Source organism: Brevibacillus sp. NPDC003359 (genome assembly GCF_042878995.1).
Taxonomy (GTDB): domain Bacteria; phylum Bacillota; class Bacilli; order Brevibacillales; family Brevibacillaceae; genus Brevibacillus.
The window spans coordinates 14783-33617 of the sequence record NZ_JBIAOR010000004.1 but is presented as its reverse complement, the minus strand read 5'-3'; the positions used below and the strand labels follow the sequence as shown (position 1 = coordinate 33617).

Genomic DNA, 18835 nt, shown 5'->3' with positions numbered 1-18835 from the left:
TCCTAGCTACTGATCGGCAAGCATACCTCGACTGCCGTTCCGTTACCCGGCGTGCTTATCAACCGCAGGGTCCCTCGATGGTTCTCGATGATTTTGCGGCTCACCATCAATCCCAGCCCCGTCCCCGTTTCCTTCGTCGTGAAAAAGGCCTCTCCCAATCTCGCTATCTGATTGGCCGGGATCCCCACCCCATTGTCTTCAAACCGAATGACGACTCGGTCATCTTCACATCGCAGGCGGATCACTATTTCTCCATTCCCGGAGGTCGCTTCGATCCCATTTTTCAAAAAGTTAATGAAGGCTTGCTTCAACTGATTCTCATCGCAATGGATCAAGGGGACTTCCGATTCGAAAACGACCTGGATCATGACTTTTTTCAAAATCGCCTCCGTCTCCAAGAGCATAACTACATGCGTGATCAGGTTGGACAAATCGCGGGCTTCAAACACCGCAGTATGCGGCTTCGCCAAGACCAACAGCTCCGTGACAATCATCTCGATTCGCGCCAATTCTGAGCTCATGATCGAAAAGTACTCCGGCTTTCTCATGCCATCCTTTTGCATTAATTGCACAAAGCCTTTTAACGAGGTAAGCGGATTGCGTATCTCATGTGCGATCCCTGCCGCCAATTGCCCGACCAGCGCGAGTTTTTCCGAGTTTTGCAAAAATTCTTGCGCCCGTTTGCGTTCCGTAATATCTCGGATCAGTATGTATATGGAGGACTTGTCCTGAATCGTCATAGATGTTCCACACACTTCTACCTCCGTCCGACTGCCATCCAAGCGGATCAGCTCGACCTCAATCGGCGCGGCCGTTTCCCCCTCTTCCAAAATGCGAAGGAGCCCCTTGATTTTCGGTACATCACGAGGATGGAAAAACGACTGAAAAGGATACCATAGCAGTTCGTCAAAGCCAGAAGCCCCAACTAATTGAATCCCTGCTTGGTTGACGTATTGAAGCTCCCCAGCGTGGTAGATGAACGCACCTTCCCCGGAAATATCCAATACTCTACACCGTTTGGAACCATAACTGTCCCCAAATGTGGCCGGAAGCTTCTGCACCATCGCATAATACCCAATAGACGTTCCTTCCTCCCAAAATGTTCCATATGTAATATGCACGGGAATACTTGTCCCATCCTTATGACGAAAAGCGGTGAAAAAGGGTCTCGAATCGCCATTCATCGCAAATTGGGTTTGAAGACGTACCATTTCCTGTTCTTCCGAAACAGCCAGCTTCCAAAATGAGTACCCTTCCCATTCTTCTACAGAGTAACCGTTCAACACTTGGCAGGCAGGATTCCCTTTAAAAACTCTACCAGATTGATCTAGCAGAAAAGTGGCCTGAATCATTTGATCAAAGAAGGAACGATAGAGATGACCACTTCTCCATCCACTGTCCAATAAGTTTTTCATCGTGCCCCTCCCTCCTGGGACGAGAAAACGGCTACTCCAAATTACGGAAATAGCCTGCAACGTTCTCAAATCCTATTCTCATCCAATTTTACCCTATTCGCTCTGTTGTTTCCATCCCTCGGAAAAATTAAAATGTGCTATTTTTCCAGTAATGCTGCACTGACACGCAGTTGCTCTGCCATTTTTCCGTCCACAACTAAGCCAAACTGTGTAACAGCCGCAACCAGCGCTCCGACGACAGGTGTTACGGTGGGAAGGACTGTTTGAAACGAAGCTCTCGCAACCAGTTGTTCCCGAAGTATTGAACTGGCCGTTAATAATCCTCCCGCCAAAACGACTGGTACGGGTTTCTGGACCTTTTTTAAGCAAGCATCAGCCAATTCTAGCAAATCTTCTACTGCTTGCGTGATCAGTCCATTCGCCACCAGATCGCCTAGTGCTGCCGCTTGTTCCACGAGCTGACTCGTTTTTGCCAGCTCCATTCGCGGATTGCTTCCCCCGTAGATCAGGCTGATCAGCTCATCCGGCCGCTCTACACCATAGTGATCCATAAACAGTCGCGTCAGCACTGTCGGTTCACCGCGCCCATCGTATTCGCGCATGACGACGATTGCCGCTTTTTTGCCCAAATCAAACCCGCTGCCCTCATCTCCTATCAGATACCCCCATCCGCCTACACGGTGCCGCGTCCCCTCTTTTGAAAAGGCACAGGCAATCGAGCCCGTACCGGCTAGGAGAACGACCCCTGGCTGCCCCCACGTCCCAGCGTAAAGGGCTGCGATTACATCATTATCAATCAACAGCCGTTCTCCCCACTCATCGGCAAAAGCATGCTGAATTCTCTCCTTGATCTGCGGACGGTCTGCACCGCCAAGTCCGATAAACAGACCTGCTACTTCCTCTTCTTTGGCCCCTGCCGATATCCTCACAGCATCAATAAGTTGGCGTAGAGTAGCTTCCACATCTCCCCAGCTCCTGGAAAGCGGGTTTGATGATTCCCCCACCACAATTGCCTGTACCTGTCCCGCCTCATTGCAGATGGCTGCCCTTGTTTTGCTTCCGCCTCCATCGATCCCGATAAACCACTTTTCCCCATTACTTGACTGCACCAGCGGTCAACCCCTCCATAAACTGCTTCGATGCCATCAAAAACACAACGATCATCGGTAAGGCAGACAACGTGAGCCCAGCGAAAAGCAGGCTCCAATCCGTTTCATACTCCCCAAACAGCACCATCATGCCTACCGGAATCGTCTTGAGCGCTTCCTCCTGAATGAAAATTAACGGGAAGAAAAAGTCGTTCCACGCATGGATGAAATTAATAATAATCACGGTAGCCAAGGCCGGACGAATCAGCGGCAAGAGCACGCGCCAAAACACTTGAAAATGGTTGCATCCATCGATCCGCGCCGCTTCCTCCAGCTCAATCGGCAACGTCCGAAAGAAGCCCGTCAAAATAAATACAGAGATCGGAATGCCACTCGCCGTATAAATCAAAATCAGCGACCACAAAGAATTCAAGAGGCCGAGATTCTTCATCAGCAAAAATAAGGGAACGATCCCCAGCTTGATCGGAATCATCAGGCCAATAATGAAAAAGAAGTAAAGCCCTCCTGTCCATTTAAAGGAAAACCGCGACAAGTAAAAGGCCGCCATCGCTGAAAAAACCGTAATCAGCAATACTGACATGGCACTGACGAATACACTGTTCCATAAAAAGTCCGCAAAAGGCACGGCTTCCCATAGTTTTTTGTACGTATCCAGGCTAAACTTCGTCGGAAGGGAGAGCGGACTCGCAAAAATCTCCATATTCGTTTTCAATGAAGAAGCGATCATCAGTACGATCGGATATAATGCGACTAACGCGAATAAATACGCCAGCACATAAGATACAGCTCTCCCACCCACAGTCATCTTCACTTCGCATCCTCCTTTCCACTCAGGAACACGCAATTAGTGTTGGACTTCCCGTTTCCTCATCAAATAGAGTGACAGCGCTGACACAGACCCGACGATGAAAAACAACACGACAGCCAACGCCGAACCGAGTCCAAGTGTGACATCCCCAGCGCCACTGCTAAACGCCATGCGATAAAAGTACACAGCCAGCGTATCCGTCGAATAAAAGGGCTCACCCATCGAGCCTTGCATGGCGTAGACGAGCTCGAACGCTTCAAACGCCTGAATGAACGTAAATATCGTCATAATCGTAATCGCTGGCATACAAAGCGGCAAAATAATCTTCCACAGCATCCGCCAGCCTGTTGCCCCATCCAATCTCGCAGCCTCGACCAAGTCCTCCGGAATCGACTGAAGTCCTGCCAAAAAGATCAGCATGGCAAATCCGATGCCAAACCAGCAGTTAATCAAAATAATCGCGAGAAGCGCTGTATCCGGGTCACCAAGCCATGGTCTCGCCCACTCCTCTAAACCAATTTTTGCCAAAATGGTATTGAGTGCACCGTAATTCGGATTCAAAATCAACTTCCACAAAAACCCAATTACAATCACAGACAACAGCCTTGGCATGAAATAAGCGATCTTGAGGAACCCGGAACCGCGTATTTTGCGATAGATGAGAAAAGCCAGTCCGAAAGCGATCCCATTTTGCACAATCATTTCGACCACAAAGTAGAAGACGTTATGCCGAAAAGCATTCCAGAACATTTCGTTGAAAGGCTCTACCGTAAACAGCGTAATGAAATTTTGCAGTCCGACAAAAACCCCGCGCTTGATGCCATTCCAGTCGTACAAGCTGTATAAGAATGCCGAAAAGATCGGGTACACGACAAACAACGTGTAAATAACAAGCGCGGGCAGCGGAAACAAGTGAATCAGCCAGCGAGCTTGCCCCTTTGTTCGAATGCTTTTCCTGTTTACCGTCTCGATGATACCCACCCCTTTTTACGAAAATCACCGCGGCCTCTTCAGAAGCTGGGAGTGAATCCAACTCGATTCACTCCCGAATCCGTCTGCTATTTTCTACTTTTTAAAGGGTGGGAACCAGGTAGCCGCCGACTTTTGTACTTCTTCTACAACCTGCTCCGGGGTGAGTTTGCCTAAATACATGCCTTGGAGTGCGTTTTCCAATGTTTGCTTCGTCGTCGGTTTTCCTTCCGCGAAGTTGACGACCATCAAATATGGTGTGGCGTTGGATTGGGACAGCTCTGCCATCTTGTTTACTAACGGATCATCGGTCGATACTCCTGGCACCGCACTGATTCGTTTGAACTGATTGGCGAATAGCTCCCCAAACTTTTTCGTCGCCATGAATTCCATGAACTTCAGTGCCTCTGCTTTGTGCTTAGACTTGGCATTGACGGCATAGGAGCCATCGACCCAGGTTGTCAGGACTTGTTTTCCGTCATCGGTTGGCATCGGGAAGAAATCAAGTGGCAACTCGGGGTTGAGCTTTTTGATTCCTTCCAGTTCAAAGCTACCATTGATGAACATCGCTGCTTTTTCCGTGGCGAACAACGTCCGCATATCATTCAATTCGAGACCCACATAATTTTCCGGGAAATAAGGGATTAGCTCTTGCATACGCTGCACGGATTCGAGAAACTCGGCGCTTTTTAGGTCACTTTCTCCTTTCAGCAGCTTGTCGAGATAGTCCGTTCCGCTGTAGCTAGCTGGAGCTATCACACCATGACTGAGAGAGAGGAGCCAGCCTTCCTTTGCTCCGAAAGAGATCGGGACGATTCCTTTCTCTTTCAATGCTTTGGCTGTCGCGATCAACTCATCCCAGCTTTTCGGTGCCTGGAGGCCATTTTGCTCGAAGATTTTCTTGTTGTAGTAAAATTGTGTGGAGTTCAGGGATAGTGGGACACCGTAAACTTTACCATCTTTGCCTGTGGCCGCTGCGAGGACGCCTTTGGGTATGGTAGATATGCCTGGCACATTGTCGAGAGGCTCCAGGTGTCCAGCTTCAGCCAGGGTAATCCCCGGAGCGTAGGGACGCAGCTGCAAAATATCTGGACCGCTATCGCTTTGGAGCGCTGTATTGAGGATGGTATTGTACTCCGTTGCTTTGAATGGTTTGAAGTCGATCTTAATATTCGGATTGTCAGCCTCAAAAGCTTTGATGATTGCTTTGTAGCCCTCTGTGTCTTCAACTCGCCAGCTATGCATGGAGAGTGTTACCTGCTGTCCTCCCCCCTGCCCGCCACCAGAATCTGTTTCGGTTCCTCCACTACTACATCCTGTAACCACCATAACCACAGCCAACACGACAGAAGCTACATAGCGAAAACGAAATTGCTTCATGCGAAACCCTCCCCTTTTTCTTCCCTTAGGTCTGCAAAAGCTGGGCCATAACGGCATCGTGCAAAATCGGGCGTAATTGCCGAAGCTGATGATTGCGGCCTAGATGAACGGCGTTGGTAAGAAAGATGACAGCAAACTGTTGCACTGGGTCGATCCACATACTTGTTCCAGTAAAGCCCGTGTGTCCGAAGCTCTTCTGATGCAAGCCGCTTCCACAGCTCAGCGTAGTGGATGCTTGATTGAGCTCCCAACCATACCCTCTACTCCCTCCTGCTTGCTCCGTATGATTGCGAATCGCCAGTTCGTACCATTCACTCGCTAGAAACAGAGGATCTTGGTACAACCAACTCATCGCGTATCGGCACAGATCGTCAGCCGTTGAAAAAAGTCCAGCATGTCCGGCAACCCCTCCCATCGCAAATGCTTTCTCATCATGAACCTCGCCTATAATGTAGGCGTTGGTGAGGGTACAATATTCAGTAGACGCAATATTCGGATAAATTTCCTGATTCGGACGGTAAACGGTATGTGCCATGCCCAATGGTGTGAAGATGCGCCGAGTAACAAACTGGTCCAAGGGCTCTCCTGTTACTTGCTCGATAACGAGGCCCAACCAGATCATGCCCAAATCACTGTAAACTACCTGGATCCCTGGCTCATGAATCAATTCTTGCTCATACAACAACTCTGGCAAATCGATCTCGCTATCGCGTCGTCTCTCTGCCAAATCTGCTGGCATTCCTGAGGTATGCGCAAGCAGCTGTGCGAGTGTGATCTGCTTTTTATCCGCGGGACAATCGGGAAAAAATCGGCCAATCTGATCATCCAGCGCTACCATCCCCTCCTGCACGAGCAAGAGAACAGCGGGCAGCGTCGCTGTCACCTTGGTGAGCGACGCCAGGTCAAACATGGAATCCGGCGTCACCCGCTGGTCTTTACCAATACTCGTCGTTCCGACATCACACGCATACCAGATACGGCGATCACGCACGATACGCAAGGCAGCTCCCGGCAGCAAACCGTTATCCACCCATCCTTGCAAAAGCAGCTCCAGATCGTCCATGTCTTCCCTCCCTTCTCCTACGTCGATGAGCGTTTCGTCCGACTGACAGCAAGCCTTGATTTTTCCAACAGGGGAATGACTTGCTCTTGCATCCTGCTGATCATGGTAATAAACAAGATATCGATGACGTTCAATTGGGCAATGCGCGATGCCATAGCTCCGCTGCGAATGCTTTTTTCTACCGAGCTGGTGAACAGCCGGATGTTGGCTAGTTCTGCTACTGGCGAGGGACCGAATTTGGTCAGTGTAATGATGGTCGCTCCCTGCTGCTTGGCCTCCGTCAACGATTGAATAATATCTTCGGTCTGTCCTGAATAAGATATGCCGATAACCACGTCTTTTTTCGTTAATGTGACTGCGGACGTCAATTGAGCGTGAAAATCCGAATAAGCCTCACACCACAGGTTAATCCGCGAAAATTTTTGCCGGATATCGTCAGCAATGACTGCCGATGCACCGACGCCGTAGACATCGATCTTCCTTGCCACCGACAGCACGTCGACTGCTTTCTTTACTTCTTCGTTGGACAAGACGGAGAGTGTATCCTGGATGGACTGAATATTGTTCCAGCTAACCGCTTGCATAATCGATTCAACTGAGCCCTCCATCATAATCTCCTGATAGCTGCCCATCGCCGTCTGTTTCGTCAAATCTCCCGCAATGCGCAGCTTTAGTTCTTGATATCCCTTCATATTAAGAGAGCGAGCCAAACGGATGATCGTCGCCTCGGAAACCCCACTATAATCTGCCAATTTCTGGACAGAAAGCTTCACAACATCTTCAGGATGAGCCAGGATAAAATCGGCGACTTTTCGCTCCGAAGGCTTCAATTGATCCAAGATTGCTTGCAGGCTGACAAGCCCTCCATTTAACATATGTGACATCGCTCTCTTCCCCCAAATCTTATCTACATTTTATGTAGCATTATTTCTCTAGTCAATTGTTATCTAATAAACAATATTTCAAAATCACGAAGCTCAGCACAACTCTTCTGAAATTGTTCTCTGTTTTTCTAAAAATTCCCTCCTTGACTTTCTCGCGGCGTCAAGCTTTACGCTTGCATCGCTAACAGGAATAAAAAGGAGGATTTTTCATGAGAACGTTACTGATTAAAGGCTGCATGATTTTGACGATGGTCGAAGAAGAGAAGCCATTTCTCGGAGATATTTGGATCGTGGATGGTCGAATCGCCAAAATCGGACCATCCCTTGAAGAAGAAGCAGACCGTGTCATACTGGCTAAAAATATGGTAGCAATGCCCGGTCTCATCAACGCGCACAACCATGCCAGCATGTCCTTGCTGCGTGCTTTTTCTGATGACCTCAAGCTGATGGATTGGTTGGACAAAAAGATGCTCCCGGCTGAAGCCCGAATGACAAGAGAAGATGTCTACTGGGGAACGGCACTCGGGATCGCAGAAATGATCGCTTCTGGCACGACCGCTTTTGCCGACATGTACGTGCATATGGATGCTGTTGCCCAAGCGGTACTGGATTCCGGAATACGCGCTTCCTTGACTCGCGGCATGGTATTTCTCGAGGATGACGGGGGACGAAGAATGGCCGAAGCCTTAGACCTCATCGACAACTGGACGGGGGCTGGCGATGGCAGAATCACGACGATGCTCGGTCCGCACGCTCCTTATACGTGCCCGCCGAAGCCATTGCAAGGAGTCATCGAGCTTGCCCGAAAGCGCCATATCCCGCTCCACATCCATCTGGCTGAAACGATTGAGGAAGTAGATAAAATCCAAGCCAAGTACAATCAGACTCCCACGGAGTATTTGCATGAACTGGGCATGTTCCACGACACGCATGTCTTGCTCGCCCATGCCGTTCATTTGAATGAGTCCGATGTCGCGCTTCTTCGTGGGATGAGAGGCGGCGTCGCACATAATCCTGTCAGCAATTTGAAGCTCGGCTGCGGTATCGCCCCTGTCAGAGAGCTGATTGAGGCTGGAGTCACTGTCGGGATGGGAACAGATGGTGCCGGCAGCGCTACGACTCTCGATCTATTTGCCGAAATCAAAGCCGCGACTTGGATGCAAAAGCTCAAGCACGGCGATCCGACGGTACTTCCTGCCGAAGCCGCATTGCGCATGGCTACCATCGAAAGCGCAAAGCTGCTCATGATCGATCACGAAGTCGGCACTCTTGAAGTCGGGAAAAGAGCTGATCTCATCCTGATCGATCTAGATAAACCGCACCTGCAGCCTGTCCATGACATCCCTGCCCTGCTTGCCTACAGCGCGACGGGAGCGGATGTGGATACAACCATCGTCAACGGAGAAATTTTGATGCATCAGCGCCAATTTCAAACCCTGCAGTGGGAGGAAATAAAGAGAGAAGCGAGTACGCGAGCCAGCCGCCTTGTCGAAGGCCTGTAATTGCTTTTGTGCTCACAGGTTGAGTAGGCAGAAGGCAATCGCGAGACACATCGCAAACACGCTCCACATGAAATAGGGAATGAGCAGCGAGGACGCGATTTTGTGATGAGGACGTATTGCCCGAATGAGCACCCATGTCGAATACATCACTAAAATCGTATCCAACGCAGCCAACACGAGCAGTTGATAACCGATAAACAACACGAAAAAAAGTTGATGAAAAAACCAATTGATTCCATATAAAAGCAAAAGCTCGCGGTCTATCTGTCTCGTTTGAATCAAGATCAGTAACGACCATGCTATGAGTGCGTATAAAATGAGCCAGATGATACGAAACAAGTAGATTGGCGGTGTTCCATCGGGCTTGGCAAGGGAATCATACCAGGCCCCACCGTCTGGAAAAGCAAGACCACCCAGTGAATAAACGACCACTCCTGCGAGAAATAGAAGAATATTGTTCACCATTCTCAACCAGACTCTCCCCCTTTTCTCTTCTTTCTTCTATATCTATGAGTGGTCGTTCTCTTTTCATGCTAGTTTCAGAGATTTAATGCTACTTGGTATGTTGCTGTAGTGGTGGGGAGGAAACAGGAGAAAACGCTCAGATTCTAGGGCCACCCCCTGTGGGATTGACTGCCCAACTCCATGCAAAAAGCGAAACCGCGTCCAAAGTAGTCCATTCAGGATGTGTTTCAGAGGTGGACGCTTAAGAACGTGTTTCGCTTTTTACATTCCGTCTCGGTCGGTGTCCCTAAGATCTTCGCTTTTTTCTCCTGTTTCCTCTACGAGCTTTCAGTGTGATCCGATTTTTAAAAACTTTAAAGATTAAAGAATGTGAACAGTTACGACAGAGAAGAATATTTCCAGACGTAGCGACTTGTGGAGTCCTACCAAGCGGAGAAGGGATTTGCGGGCAAAAGAAACGCAACGTGCCCGAGCTACGAAGCGGCTACCACTTTTGCGTTTCCCCGCGAATCCCTTCGGAGCGGGCAGTCTTAGCCCCCAGCAGGACGGAGCCTGGAGCCTAGACTGGAAATATTCTTCTCTTCACCGCAGCCACATACTAGAAACTCCATAAAAAAACGCTAATCTCAACTTCCATAGATTAGCGGTTCTATGTATCGAATTATGGCAGACGCAATGTCTCCCCCGGCTTCAATGCCTTGCCCCTAATATCTTTCTCTGCCAGCTCAGCTACGAATGCTTCTCCATCCTGTTTGATCGGTGGGAATGTATCGTAATGAATCGGCACAACAAAATCTGCTTGTACCCACTCAGCAGCCACGAGTGCATCCTCAGGCCCCATCGTGAACACATCTCCAATCGGCAGGAACGCCAAATCGATGTTATGGAACTCTCCGATCAGCTTCATGTCACCGAACAGTCCTGTATCCCCTGCGTGATAGATCGTTTTTCCATCCAGCTCGATCACAAAGCCACCTGGCATTCCCATGTATACGATTTGTTTCTCATCATCCAGCACGACACCAGAGCTGTGGAATGCCTGTGTCATTTTTACTTTTCCAAATGGAAGTTTGACAGAGCCTCCCAAATTCATCGAGATGGTCTTGACTCCCTGCCAGCTTAAATAGGTAGCAAGCTCATGGGTTGCAACGATGGTCGCATCGTTTTTCTTGGCCAACTCTACCGCATCCAGGATATGATCTTGGTGTCCATGTGTCAGAAGGATGTACTGAACAGAGATGTCTTCCAGCTTGGTTGCTGCCACCGGGCTTCCTGAAATAAATGGATCAATCATGATCGAATGCCCTTCACTTGTTACCTGCACAGAAGAATGCCCGTGAAAACGGATATCTACCATAGTGGTACCCCCTCTTTTCCCAACGTTTTTTCATACCCTTCCATGTTACCATGCCCCGGGGTATAAAGAATAGAAAAGGCCGCCGATCACTCGACAGCCCGGTAAAATAAGCCTAATTTTCTAAACTCTTGTTTTCGATGTCTCAGATAATATCTCTGTCACGGTCTCTGTCACGATCTTTGTCACAGTCACGGTCGTGGTCGCGACCCTCATGTTCTGTAACGGCAACGATTTTTGAATTGCGAATAACGATACGTCTATCATCAATACGCAAAATAATGGTGGTGGATTTTACTTCGTCCATTCTTCCAAAAAATGTACCATCCACAGTACTAACTCTTACAAATCGCCCTCTAAACTTTTTCATTTGGTCTCTGAATGCCATTGGTCAATCCCTCCCTTTCTTGCATCCTATGTATATTCGGCACAGCCCTACTAAGCAAATGCGGAGTCAAAGAGAAAATGTACTTGTACCCGTCCGTCATTTGTCCTCATTTTGCTCAACAACTTTGTCGTCTGGTGACAAATTGACGCAAAACCAGCACGCTGCTTACGAACACTGTGAGATTTTGTCGGACGATTCCAAAAGGAAAACCATTTTCACGTACAGAAACGGTATAGCAAGAGATGAGCGGACTTTCGAGAAGGAGGGATTTCCATGGGAGAGGTTATCGAATTATTGGCACGGGAGAGAACGTACAGTGGCAAAGATGTAGCGGGACTGTTAGGTATTGGGGCGAGCACCTTGCGCAAGTGGAGCATGCTCTTAGAGCAGCACGGCTACTGGTTTTTGCGGGATAGTCAGAATCGTCGGGAGTACAGGCAGGTAGATATTACGTGTCTTCAGCGGTTTTATAGCCTAACAAAGGATCAACTCATTCCACAAGATGAAGCTGCCCGAATGGTTGCTACGCAAAGCTCACCTGAACCTGCCCGAAAGGAAACGGCCGTTGCGGTTGCATTTCCCCCTGTTTCCTCATATCCGGCTATGAACCATCCTGCCCTTGAAGAGCTGGATGAAAAGCTCCATGTCTTGGCTTCCCATGTCCAGCAACAGGACGCCGCCTATTTAGCGCTGTTAGCACGTGTAGAAAAGCAGGAAACCTATATTACCAACAATCTGAAGGAACGGGATCGCCGCTTGACCAAGGCAATGAATGACATCATGGATGCCAAAATCGAGTTAGCCAAAATCAGGGACGCCGAACGGAAAACATCGATTTGGCAGAAGCTTTTTCGGATTCGCTAGACGGCTGCCAGCTGGTTTAGGATGCCCGGACATCTCGCTTACAAAATGGCCAGATCCCCATGATAATCACTCCATCCAATTGCTCCGGGCAGCCTTCGCTCTTGCCACAAGACACCTCTACTTTTCCTCTTTTTTCCACGGTTTTCCTCCTGTTTTCGCCATTCTTTTCTATGGAAAATTCTTATTGATAATAGTAATCATTCTCTATATAATCATAATCGATCCAAAAGAGATTGATTCTCATTATCATAAATTTTCAGGAGGCTACGTACATTGAAACACGCAGGATGGAAAACCGGGATGATTGCTTTGCTACTGACAGGTGTAGTTGGATGCAGCAATTCAGCGTCCCCCGAAGCTGCCACACAACAATCCGCCACACCAACACAACAATCTGCTACCAGCTCACAGTCGGACTCGTCGACATCAAGTCAACAAGCCATTCATACAATCAACGTAGATGAAAAGAAAGTAGAAGAGCTACTCGCCCAATTCAAAACCCAGCCACCTACAAAAGTCGTGACCGTTTCCGTAGCGATTACTGAGATCCTGAACGAGCTGGGTGTCACTCCCGTAGGCGTACCGACGACAAGCAGCAAGCTGCCAGCCTCCCTCGACAATGTTCCGCGTATCGGCACTTCTCACCAGCCTGATTTGGAGCAGGTCGCAAAGCTCCAGCCTGACGTTATTCTCGGCCCTACGTCAATCAAAGCGAGCATCGATAAAAAATTCAAGCCCGCCGCGCTGCCTACCGCGTACTTGCCTGTAGACTCAATCGACGAGCTCAAACTGTCTACTGTCGTACTCGGACGCCTGTTCAAGCAGGATGAGAAAGCTACAGCATTTCTCCAATCCATCGTGGAAAAGGAAAAAACCATCATAGACGCGACCAAAGGGAAATCCGCTCCCAGAGTATTGTTCTTATTCGGTTCTGCTGAGGCCCTTATGGTCATGAATGAAAATACGTTTGTCGGAAGCCTTGCCCGCAATCTCGGCGCATCGAACGTCGCTTCCGATGTCCTGAAACAAACCGAAACATACGTACCGCTCAATATGGAATCGATCGTAGCTGCCAATCCCGATGTCATTTTACTGGTAGCGCATGGCGATCCGAACGCAGTGACCAAAAAGTTCGAAGAAGACGTGAAGAAAAACGGCGCATGGGAAAAACTGAGCGCATTCAAAAATGGCAAAATGAAAGCACTCGATTACAGCACATTCGGGATCGCCTCTCTGGTAAAAGTCCCGGCTGCCTACGAGGAGCTCGCACAAATCCTGTATAACAAATAAGGAGTTTTTCCAGTGATTCAAAACAGGAAAGCAACTCTCTTGGTGACAGCTTGCATCATGCTCGTTGTAGCTGCACTGCTCTCCATTGGTCTGGGGAGCGTGCACCTCTCTCTTGCCGAAACAATTGAAACCATACTGGGACACGGCGATGCCGCCAGTCAAACCATTCTGTGGGATATCCGGATTCCGCGTGTTTTTCTCGCACTACTGATCGGGGCCAACCTCGCTGCATCGGGTGCTCTGCTACAAGCAGTCATGCAAAATCCGCTTGCCGATCCAGGCTTGACGGGCGTATCCAGTGGAGCAGCCGTTACCGTGTTGTTCATCATGGCGGTTGTGCCCGACTATTCTTACCTGATACCCCTAGCTGCCATCATCGGTGGCGGAATAGCAGCAGGCATGGTCTATTCCATGGCTTGGAAAAAACAGGGCGGATTAACACCTGTGCGAATCATATTATCTGGAGTTGCCGTCAACGCTGTCTTCGGCGGAGCAATCGGATTATTGTCCATCCTCTACAGCGACAAGCTGCCAGGTGCACTGCAATGGATGAATGGCAGTCTGTCCGGAAAAGGCATGGGCGATGTCCTGGTGATGCTTCCCTACTCGATCGTCGGGTGGATCGCAGCGCTACTATCGATCAGGCAAGCAAACATTTTACGCCTCGGAGAACAAGTCGCTCACAATTTAGGACAAAACTTGCATCGATTGCGCCTCTCTCTTTCTATCATCGCGGTCTATCTGGCAGCCGTTTCGGTATCGACTGTCGGTCTTGTTGGGTTTATCGGACTGGTCGTGCCACACATGGCTCGCATGCTCGTCGGCTCTGATTACCGTCTCTGCTTGCCTTTTAGCCTCGTGCTTGGCTCTCTTGTATTGCTTATTGCCGATACGTTTGGTCGAACTGCATTCGCTCCTTTGGAGATTCCTGCCGGGATCGTCATGGCAATCGTGGGAGGACCTTATTTCCTTTACTTGATGAGAAAAGGGGGCATGTGACATGTTACAGGTGCAATCGTTAAACATCAGCTACGGTCAACGACCAATCGTCCATGACTTTTCCCTCGACATCCAAGAAGGAGAGGTTGTTTCGATTATTGGTCCAAACGGTTCAGGAAAATCATCGATTCTCAAAGCGATTTCTCGGCTGATTCCTTGTGAAAGCGGTCGTGTATGTATTGCGGATCAAGAATTGAACAGCCTGAGTATGAAGCAAATCTCCCGCATCATGTGCATGCTCTGCCAATCCAACACGTGCCCGACAGATGTAACCGTTGGGGAGCTAGTCGGATACGGTCGCGTTCCTCATAAAAAATGGTATGAGCGCCTGAGTGGCGAAGACTACGAGATCGTCACGTGGGCTTTGGAACAAACCGATATGCTAAGCTACAAGAATCGCTACCTCGTTTCTCTGTCTGGCGGGGAAGCACAGCGTGCATGGATCGCGATGGCTTTGGCTCAACGACCGAAAATTTTGTTGCTCGATGAGCCGACTACCTATTTGGACATCGCCCATCAATTAGATGTACTTGAGCTCGTTCGCAAGCTGAATCAGGATTTGAAGCTGACGGTTGTCATGGTGCTGCATGATTTGAATCACGCCAGCGCCTACAGCGATAAAATTTGTGTGATCAAAGACGGAAGCCTACGTGTTTTTGGAAAACCTCAAGATGTGCTCACAATGGAGCTCATTCGCAGCGTGTACGGTGTCGAAACCGAGATTCAGTACACGCCAGACAGCGCTAGCCCTAGGATTCACATCTTGAAAAAAGCAAATTAAACAAGTGAGGTGCTCGTATGAAAGCGATGGATAAGGAAGCGATGAAGGCCCAGTACCAATCGTTTGCTGCAAACATGAAGACACTCATGTTAAGCACGGTCGACGAGCATGGAAAACCGTTTCTCTCCTACGCCCCGTTCGTCAAATACGACGGAAAGTTCTACATCTACATTAGTAAAATTGCGAATCACTATCGCTACATGGAAGAAAATCCGGCAGTCGATGTCATGCTCATCGAAGACGAGTCGAAATCTACCAATCTGTTTGCTCGCCAGCGTGCCCGCTTCGTGTGTTCTGCCCTGAATCTGGGGAATGCGGGTTACGATGAGATCTTCGAGCTGTTTGCACAATCATTTGGAAAAAACATGATGGATATGCTGCGCGGCCTTGATTTTTCCTTGTTCGAATTGACGCCATCGGAGGGACGCTATGTAGCTGGATTTGGTCAGGCTTACGACATTGACCTTACAGCTGATAAATTTGTTCACGTCAACCGAGATGGTCACACATCCCAAAAATAACGGAGGAACATCATTCATGACCTATTCAACCGCATTGACACTTTGGCTTACCATTCAGGAGCGTTTTCACAAGACTGCGAGTAGCATGCCCGAACAAGATTTGAGCTTGAGCATGAATGCAGTCTCCATCGGGTATATGCTACGCCATAGCGCTGAGGTCGAGTACATGTTTGCCGAATGGTTTTTCGGTCGGAGCATCCCGGCAGACGTAGAGCTATTGACGAAAAACGGTCCTGCCGGAAACAAAGTTGCATTTATCAGCCTACAAGAGCTCGCTGATTTCATGACCGCTTCCAACCAACACTTGATCGATGCGATGCGTGACTTACCGGAGGAAGCGTGGCATAAGCCCGTTGAGACGCCATTGGGCTCTTCTACTCCATTAGAAGCTTTGGGCCGCCTCATGTATCACACGGGTATCCATGCCGGACAAATTTCACAGATTCAAAAATCATTTCATACCAAAGAAAAGGAACTCACCCACTAAGCTTCTGTTACCGCCTTTCACACGCAAAAAAGAGCTTCTCGTCACTATTGACTTGGAAGCTCTTTTTGCATGGATGTCACGAATGGTTACATCACGATTTTTCTTGCCGCGTTAACGAACATTTTTACGCCGACTTCGAGCGCATCCTCGTCAATCGTAAAACGTGGATGGTGGTGCGGGTATGTGATGCCCTTTTCTTTGTTTCCGGCAGCGACGTAGAAGAAGCAGCCTGGTGCTTTTTGCTGGAAGGCGGAAAAATCCTCGCCACCCATGGTTGGACGCATATGCTCCACCCATTCTGCTCCCAGTGATTCTTCGACGACCTCTTCCATCAATTTCGTCACTTCGGCATCGTTAATGACCGGACGATAGCCGAATTCGTACTTGAACTTGTACGCTGCGCCATGTGCTTCCGTAATACCTTTGATCACGCGTTCCATGAGTCCTGGAACAGACTCGCGCAGATCTTTGTCAAAACTGCGGACTGTCCCGCAAATCTCTACAACACCCGGAATGACGTTATGTGTCGTTCCACCCACAAATTGTGTGACAGAAAGAACCAGATTATCGAGCGGATCGGCATTGCGGGATACGACATGCTGGAGATTGGTCACCACTTGTGCCGCAATCGCAATGCTGTCGATCGTTTGATGCGGGAGCGCCGCATGTCCGCCTTTTCCAAGAACGGTGATCCAGAACGTATCAGGAGCTGCCATCATTGGACCTGGGCAGATACCCACTGTCCCAAGCTCCATCGTCGACCACAGATGCGTACCAATCACCATGTCTACGCCATCCATGACGCCTGCCTGTACCATTTCCTCTGCCCCGCCTGGGAATACTTCCTCCGCGTGCTGAAAGAAGAACCGAACCTCTCCTTTGATCTGATCCTTCATCCCGGACAGCAGCTTTGCCGTTCCGAGCAGCATGGAAGTATGTCCATCGTGTCCGCACGCATGCATGACGCCAGGATTTTTCGATACGAATTCAAACGTATTCTCTTCCGTAATCGGCAATGCGTCCATGTCAGCGCGCATGGCGAGCACTTTTCCGGGTTCGGAACCGATCAATCTGGCCATCACACTGTTTTTCGTCGGTCTGGACACTTCCAGGTTGCCAAAGGAAAGCAGTGTCTCGTATACAAACTGTGCTGTTTTTTCTTCATGAAAGGATAATTCAGGGTTCTCGTGCATATACCGTCTCCACGCGATTACCTGATCCTTGATTTCTTCGACCGCTTTATTTAGCGTTACCACTGCTGTTGCTGTCATCGCCGCTCTCCTCCTGGTTTACGTGGCTCCCCCACTTACTATCTCATATGCCTATTTTGCCAATGATAAAACGGTGCGGTACAGTACTTGCGCTCCATTCGCACAATCCTCTTTTGTCGTGAACTCTGCCGGGTTATGGCTAATGCCATCCTTCGACCGAGCGAAGATCATACCAACCGGGCACAGTTCGACTAGCTGCATGCAATCATGCCCTGCGCCACTCGGCAGTCTAAATGCTTCCAAGCCTTCTGCCTCACACGCTTCGGCTACAGCATTCTGGATATCGTCCGAGCATACAGCAGGAGCAATGCGTTGCAGCAGCTCGACTTTCAACGTCACATTCCGATCAGCACAGATCGCTTTTGCCCGTTCGTAAATGCGCTGTTCCACTTCATCGCGGATCGCTTCGTCCACATCGCGCAAATCAAGCGAAAACTCGACTCGTCCCGGAATGACATTCACTCCGCCTGGGAAAGCTTGCAGCCTTCCAACCGTCCCTACACTGGTTCCTGTCCGTCCGGCTTCTTCCTCGATGGCAATCATCACCTGAGCGGCTGCTGCCAGCGGATCACGGCGCAAATTCATCGGTGTTGCCCCAGCATGACCTGCCTCGCCCTCTAACACGAAATTCAACCAGAGCGGACCCGCCACTCCTGTCACGATCCCGACAGATAGCCCGCGGCTCTCCAGTACCTTGCCTTGCTCGATATGTAGCTCCACATACGCCTTCACACTACCGGGAGTTCTCGCGGCGAGACTGGTGCGGTCCGGATCAAGCCCCGTTTGCCTCATGGCTTCAGCAATCGTGACCCCATTCTTGTCTGCTTGTTCCAGCTCGTCACGCTTGATTAGCCCCGCGATTCCGCGACTGCCGATCATCCCGTAACCAAAACGCGTTCCTTCTTCATCCGTGAACGCGATGACTTCGATCGGATGCTCTGTCTCGATCCCCTGTTCTTGCATCGTCTGTAAAACTTCTACGCCAGCCAGTACGCCAAGCGGGCCGTCATAATCGCCGCCATTTGGTACGGAGTCGATATGCGAGCCAACCAAAACGACAGGAGCCGCGGGATTTTTCCCTTCTTTTCGCCCAATCAAGTTCCCGACTTCATCTTCGCGAACGACGAGACCTGCTTCTTTCATAAATCCTGTGACCAGATCTTTTGCCGCTCGTTCTTCAGCCGTAAAAGACAGCCGCGTGATGCCGCCCGCCTCTTGCTTCCCAATGTTGCCAAGCTGTCCCAATCGATCCCACAGTCGATCCGAATTGATCATGACGCGCCAC

20 protein-coding genes are annotated in these 18835 nt (G+C 49.5%); 7 read left to right on the top strand and 13 right to left on the bottom strand.

Annotated elements, in window-relative coordinates:
* Positions 1-2 precede the first annotated feature (2 nt).
* The 7 genes from ACFYU8_RS14125 to ACFYU8_RS14095 all read right to left on the bottom strand — a co-directional run bounded on the left by ACFYU8_RS14125 (position 3) and on the right by ACFYU8_RS14095 (position 7619).
* Positions 3-1415, bottom strand: coding sequence for an ATP-binding protein (locus tag ACFYU8_RS14125; RefSeq protein ID WP_390300482.1), 1413 nt, complete (start codon positions 1413-1415; stop codon positions 3-5).
* A gap of 137 nt (positions 1416-1552) precedes the next feature.
* Positions 1553-2524, bottom strand: a complete 972-nt coding sequence (locus tag ACFYU8_RS14120; protein ID WP_390300484.1) for an N-acetylglucosamine kinase — start codon at positions 2522-2524, stop codon at positions 1553-1555.
* Positions 2511-3335 carry a carbohydrate ABC transporter permease gene (locus ACFYU8_RS14115; protein WP_390300486.1) on the bottom strand — a complete coding sequence of 275 codons (825 nt, stop codon included), beginning with the start codon at positions 3333-3335 and terminating at the stop codon, positions 2511-2513. Before ACFYU8_RS14115 ends, ACFYU8_RS14120 begins: the two co-directional genes overlap by 14 nt.
* 33 nt (positions 3336-3368) lie before the next feature.
* On the bottom strand, positions 3369-4313 hold the full coding sequence (locus ACFYU8_RS14110) for a carbohydrate ABC transporter permease (RefSeq protein WP_390300488.1): 945 nt from the start codon (positions 4311-4313) through the stop codon (positions 3369-3371).
* An 84-nt stretch (positions 4314-4397) separates the two neighbouring features.
* Complete coding sequence (locus ACFYU8_RS14105; protein ID WP_390300491.1) at positions 4398-5681, bottom strand: ABC transporter substrate-binding protein; 1284 nt, start codon at positions 5679-5681, stop codon at positions 4398-4400.
* A gap of 25 nt (positions 5682-5706) precedes the next feature.
* Entirely contained in the window at positions 5707-6744 is a 1038-nt protein-coding gene (locus ACFYU8_RS14100; RefSeq protein ID WP_390300493.1) for a serine hydrolase domain-containing protein, read from the bottom strand.
* Between the two features lie 17 nt (positions 6745-6761).
* Positions 6762-7619: a MurR/RpiR family transcriptional regulator gene (locus ACFYU8_RS14095; protein ID WP_483862288.1), complete on the bottom strand. Its 858-nt coding sequence runs from the start codon at positions 7617-7619 to the stop codon at positions 6762-6764.
* A 218-nt stretch (positions 7620-7837) separates the two neighbouring features.
* On the opposite strand from ACFYU8_RS14095, the gene ACFYU8_RS14090 reads away from it, so the two are divergent.
* Entirely contained in the window at positions 7838-9130 is a 1293-nt protein-coding gene (locus ACFYU8_RS14090) for an amidohydrolase (RefSeq protein ID WP_390300497.1), read from the top strand.
* Positions 9131-9142: 12 nt separating this feature from the next.
* Here the strand turns inward: ACFYU8_RS14090 and ACFYU8_RS14085 are convergent, their stop codons facing one another.
* The 3 genes from ACFYU8_RS14085 to ACFYU8_RS14075 all read right to left on the bottom strand — a co-directional run bounded on the left by ACFYU8_RS14085 (position 9143) and on the right by ACFYU8_RS14075 (position 11337).
* A complete protein-coding gene (locus tag ACFYU8_RS14085) occupies positions 9143-9595 on the bottom strand; it encodes a TspO/MBR family protein (protein ID WP_390300546.1) in 453 nt (150 codons plus the stop codon).
* A 661-nt stretch (positions 9596-10256) separates the two neighbouring features.
* Complete coding sequence (locus ACFYU8_RS14080) at positions 10257-10952, bottom strand: metal-dependent hydrolase (protein WP_390300499.1); 696 nt, start codon at positions 10950-10952, stop codon at positions 10257-10259.
* 142 nt (positions 10953-11094) lie between these two features.
* A complete protein-coding gene (locus ACFYU8_RS14075; RefSeq protein WP_390300501.1) occupies positions 11095-11337 on the bottom strand; it encodes a hypothetical protein in 243 nt (80 codons plus the stop codon).
* Between the two features lie 273 nt (positions 11338-11610).
* Here ACFYU8_RS14075 and ACFYU8_RS14070 point away from each other — a divergent pair, with 273 nt between their 5' ends.
* Positions 11611-12201: a MerR family transcriptional regulator gene (locus ACFYU8_RS14070; protein ID WP_390300503.1), complete on the top strand. Its 591-nt coding sequence runs from the start codon at positions 11611-11613 to the stop codon at positions 12199-12201.
* A 16-nt stretch (positions 12202-12217) separates the two neighbouring features.
* On the opposite strand, the gene ACFYU8_RS14065 is transcribed toward ACFYU8_RS14070, so the two are convergent.
* Positions 12218-12340 carry a hypothetical protein gene (locus tag ACFYU8_RS14065; RefSeq protein ID WP_390300505.1) on the bottom strand — a complete coding sequence of 41 codons (123 nt, stop codon included), beginning with the start codon at positions 12338-12340 and terminating at the stop codon, positions 12218-12220.
* Positions 12341-12474: 134 nt separating this feature from the next.
* On the opposite strand from ACFYU8_RS14065, the gene ACFYU8_RS14060 reads away from it, so the two are divergent.
* From ACFYU8_RS14060 to ACFYU8_RS14040, 5 genes are read left to right on the top strand one after another with little or no spacing between them, the layout of a single operon-like run.
* Positions 12475-13491, top strand: a complete 1017-nt coding sequence (locus tag ACFYU8_RS14060; RefSeq protein WP_390300507.1) for a helical backbone metal receptor — start codon at positions 12475-12477, stop codon at positions 13489-13491.
* A 57-nt stretch (positions 13492-13548) separates the two neighbouring features.
* Positions 13549-14490 (top strand): FecCD family ABC transporter permease, encoded by a 942-nt coding sequence (locus ACFYU8_RS14055; protein WP_390300548.1) that lies wholly within the window; start codon positions 13549-13551, stop codon positions 14488-14490.
* Between the two features lies 1 nt (position 14491).
* Positions 14492-15271 (top strand): ABC transporter ATP-binding protein, encoded by a 780-nt coding sequence (locus tag ACFYU8_RS14050; RefSeq protein WP_390300509.1) that lies wholly within the window; start codon positions 14492-14494, stop codon positions 15269-15271.
* Between the two features lie 17 nt (positions 15272-15288).
* Positions 15289-15792: a HugZ family pyridoxamine 5'-phosphate oxidase gene (locus tag ACFYU8_RS14045; RefSeq protein WP_390300511.1), complete on the top strand. Its 504-nt coding sequence runs from the start codon at positions 15289-15291 to the stop codon at positions 15790-15792.
* Positions 15793-15808: 16 nt separating this feature from the next.
* On the top strand, positions 15809-16279 hold the full coding sequence (locus ACFYU8_RS14040; protein WP_390300513.1) for a DinB family protein: 471 nt from the start codon (positions 15809-15811) through the stop codon (positions 16277-16279).
* 86 nt (positions 16280-16365) lie between these two features.
* Here the strand turns inward: ACFYU8_RS14040 and ACFYU8_RS14035 are convergent, their stop codons facing one another.
* Together ACFYU8_RS14035 and ACFYU8_RS14030 are read right to left on the bottom strand one after the other, a co-directional pair.
* Complete coding sequence (locus ACFYU8_RS14035) at positions 16366-17550, bottom strand: M20 family metallopeptidase (protein ID WP_390300515.1); 1185 nt, start codon at positions 17548-17550, stop codon at positions 16366-16368.
* A gap of 51 nt (positions 17551-17601) precedes the next feature.
* Positions 17602-18825: a Zn-dependent hydrolase gene (locus ACFYU8_RS14030; protein WP_390300517.1), complete on the bottom strand. Its 1224-nt coding sequence runs from the start codon at positions 18823-18825 to the stop codon at positions 17602-17604.
* Positions 18826-18835 lie beyond the last annotated feature (10 nt).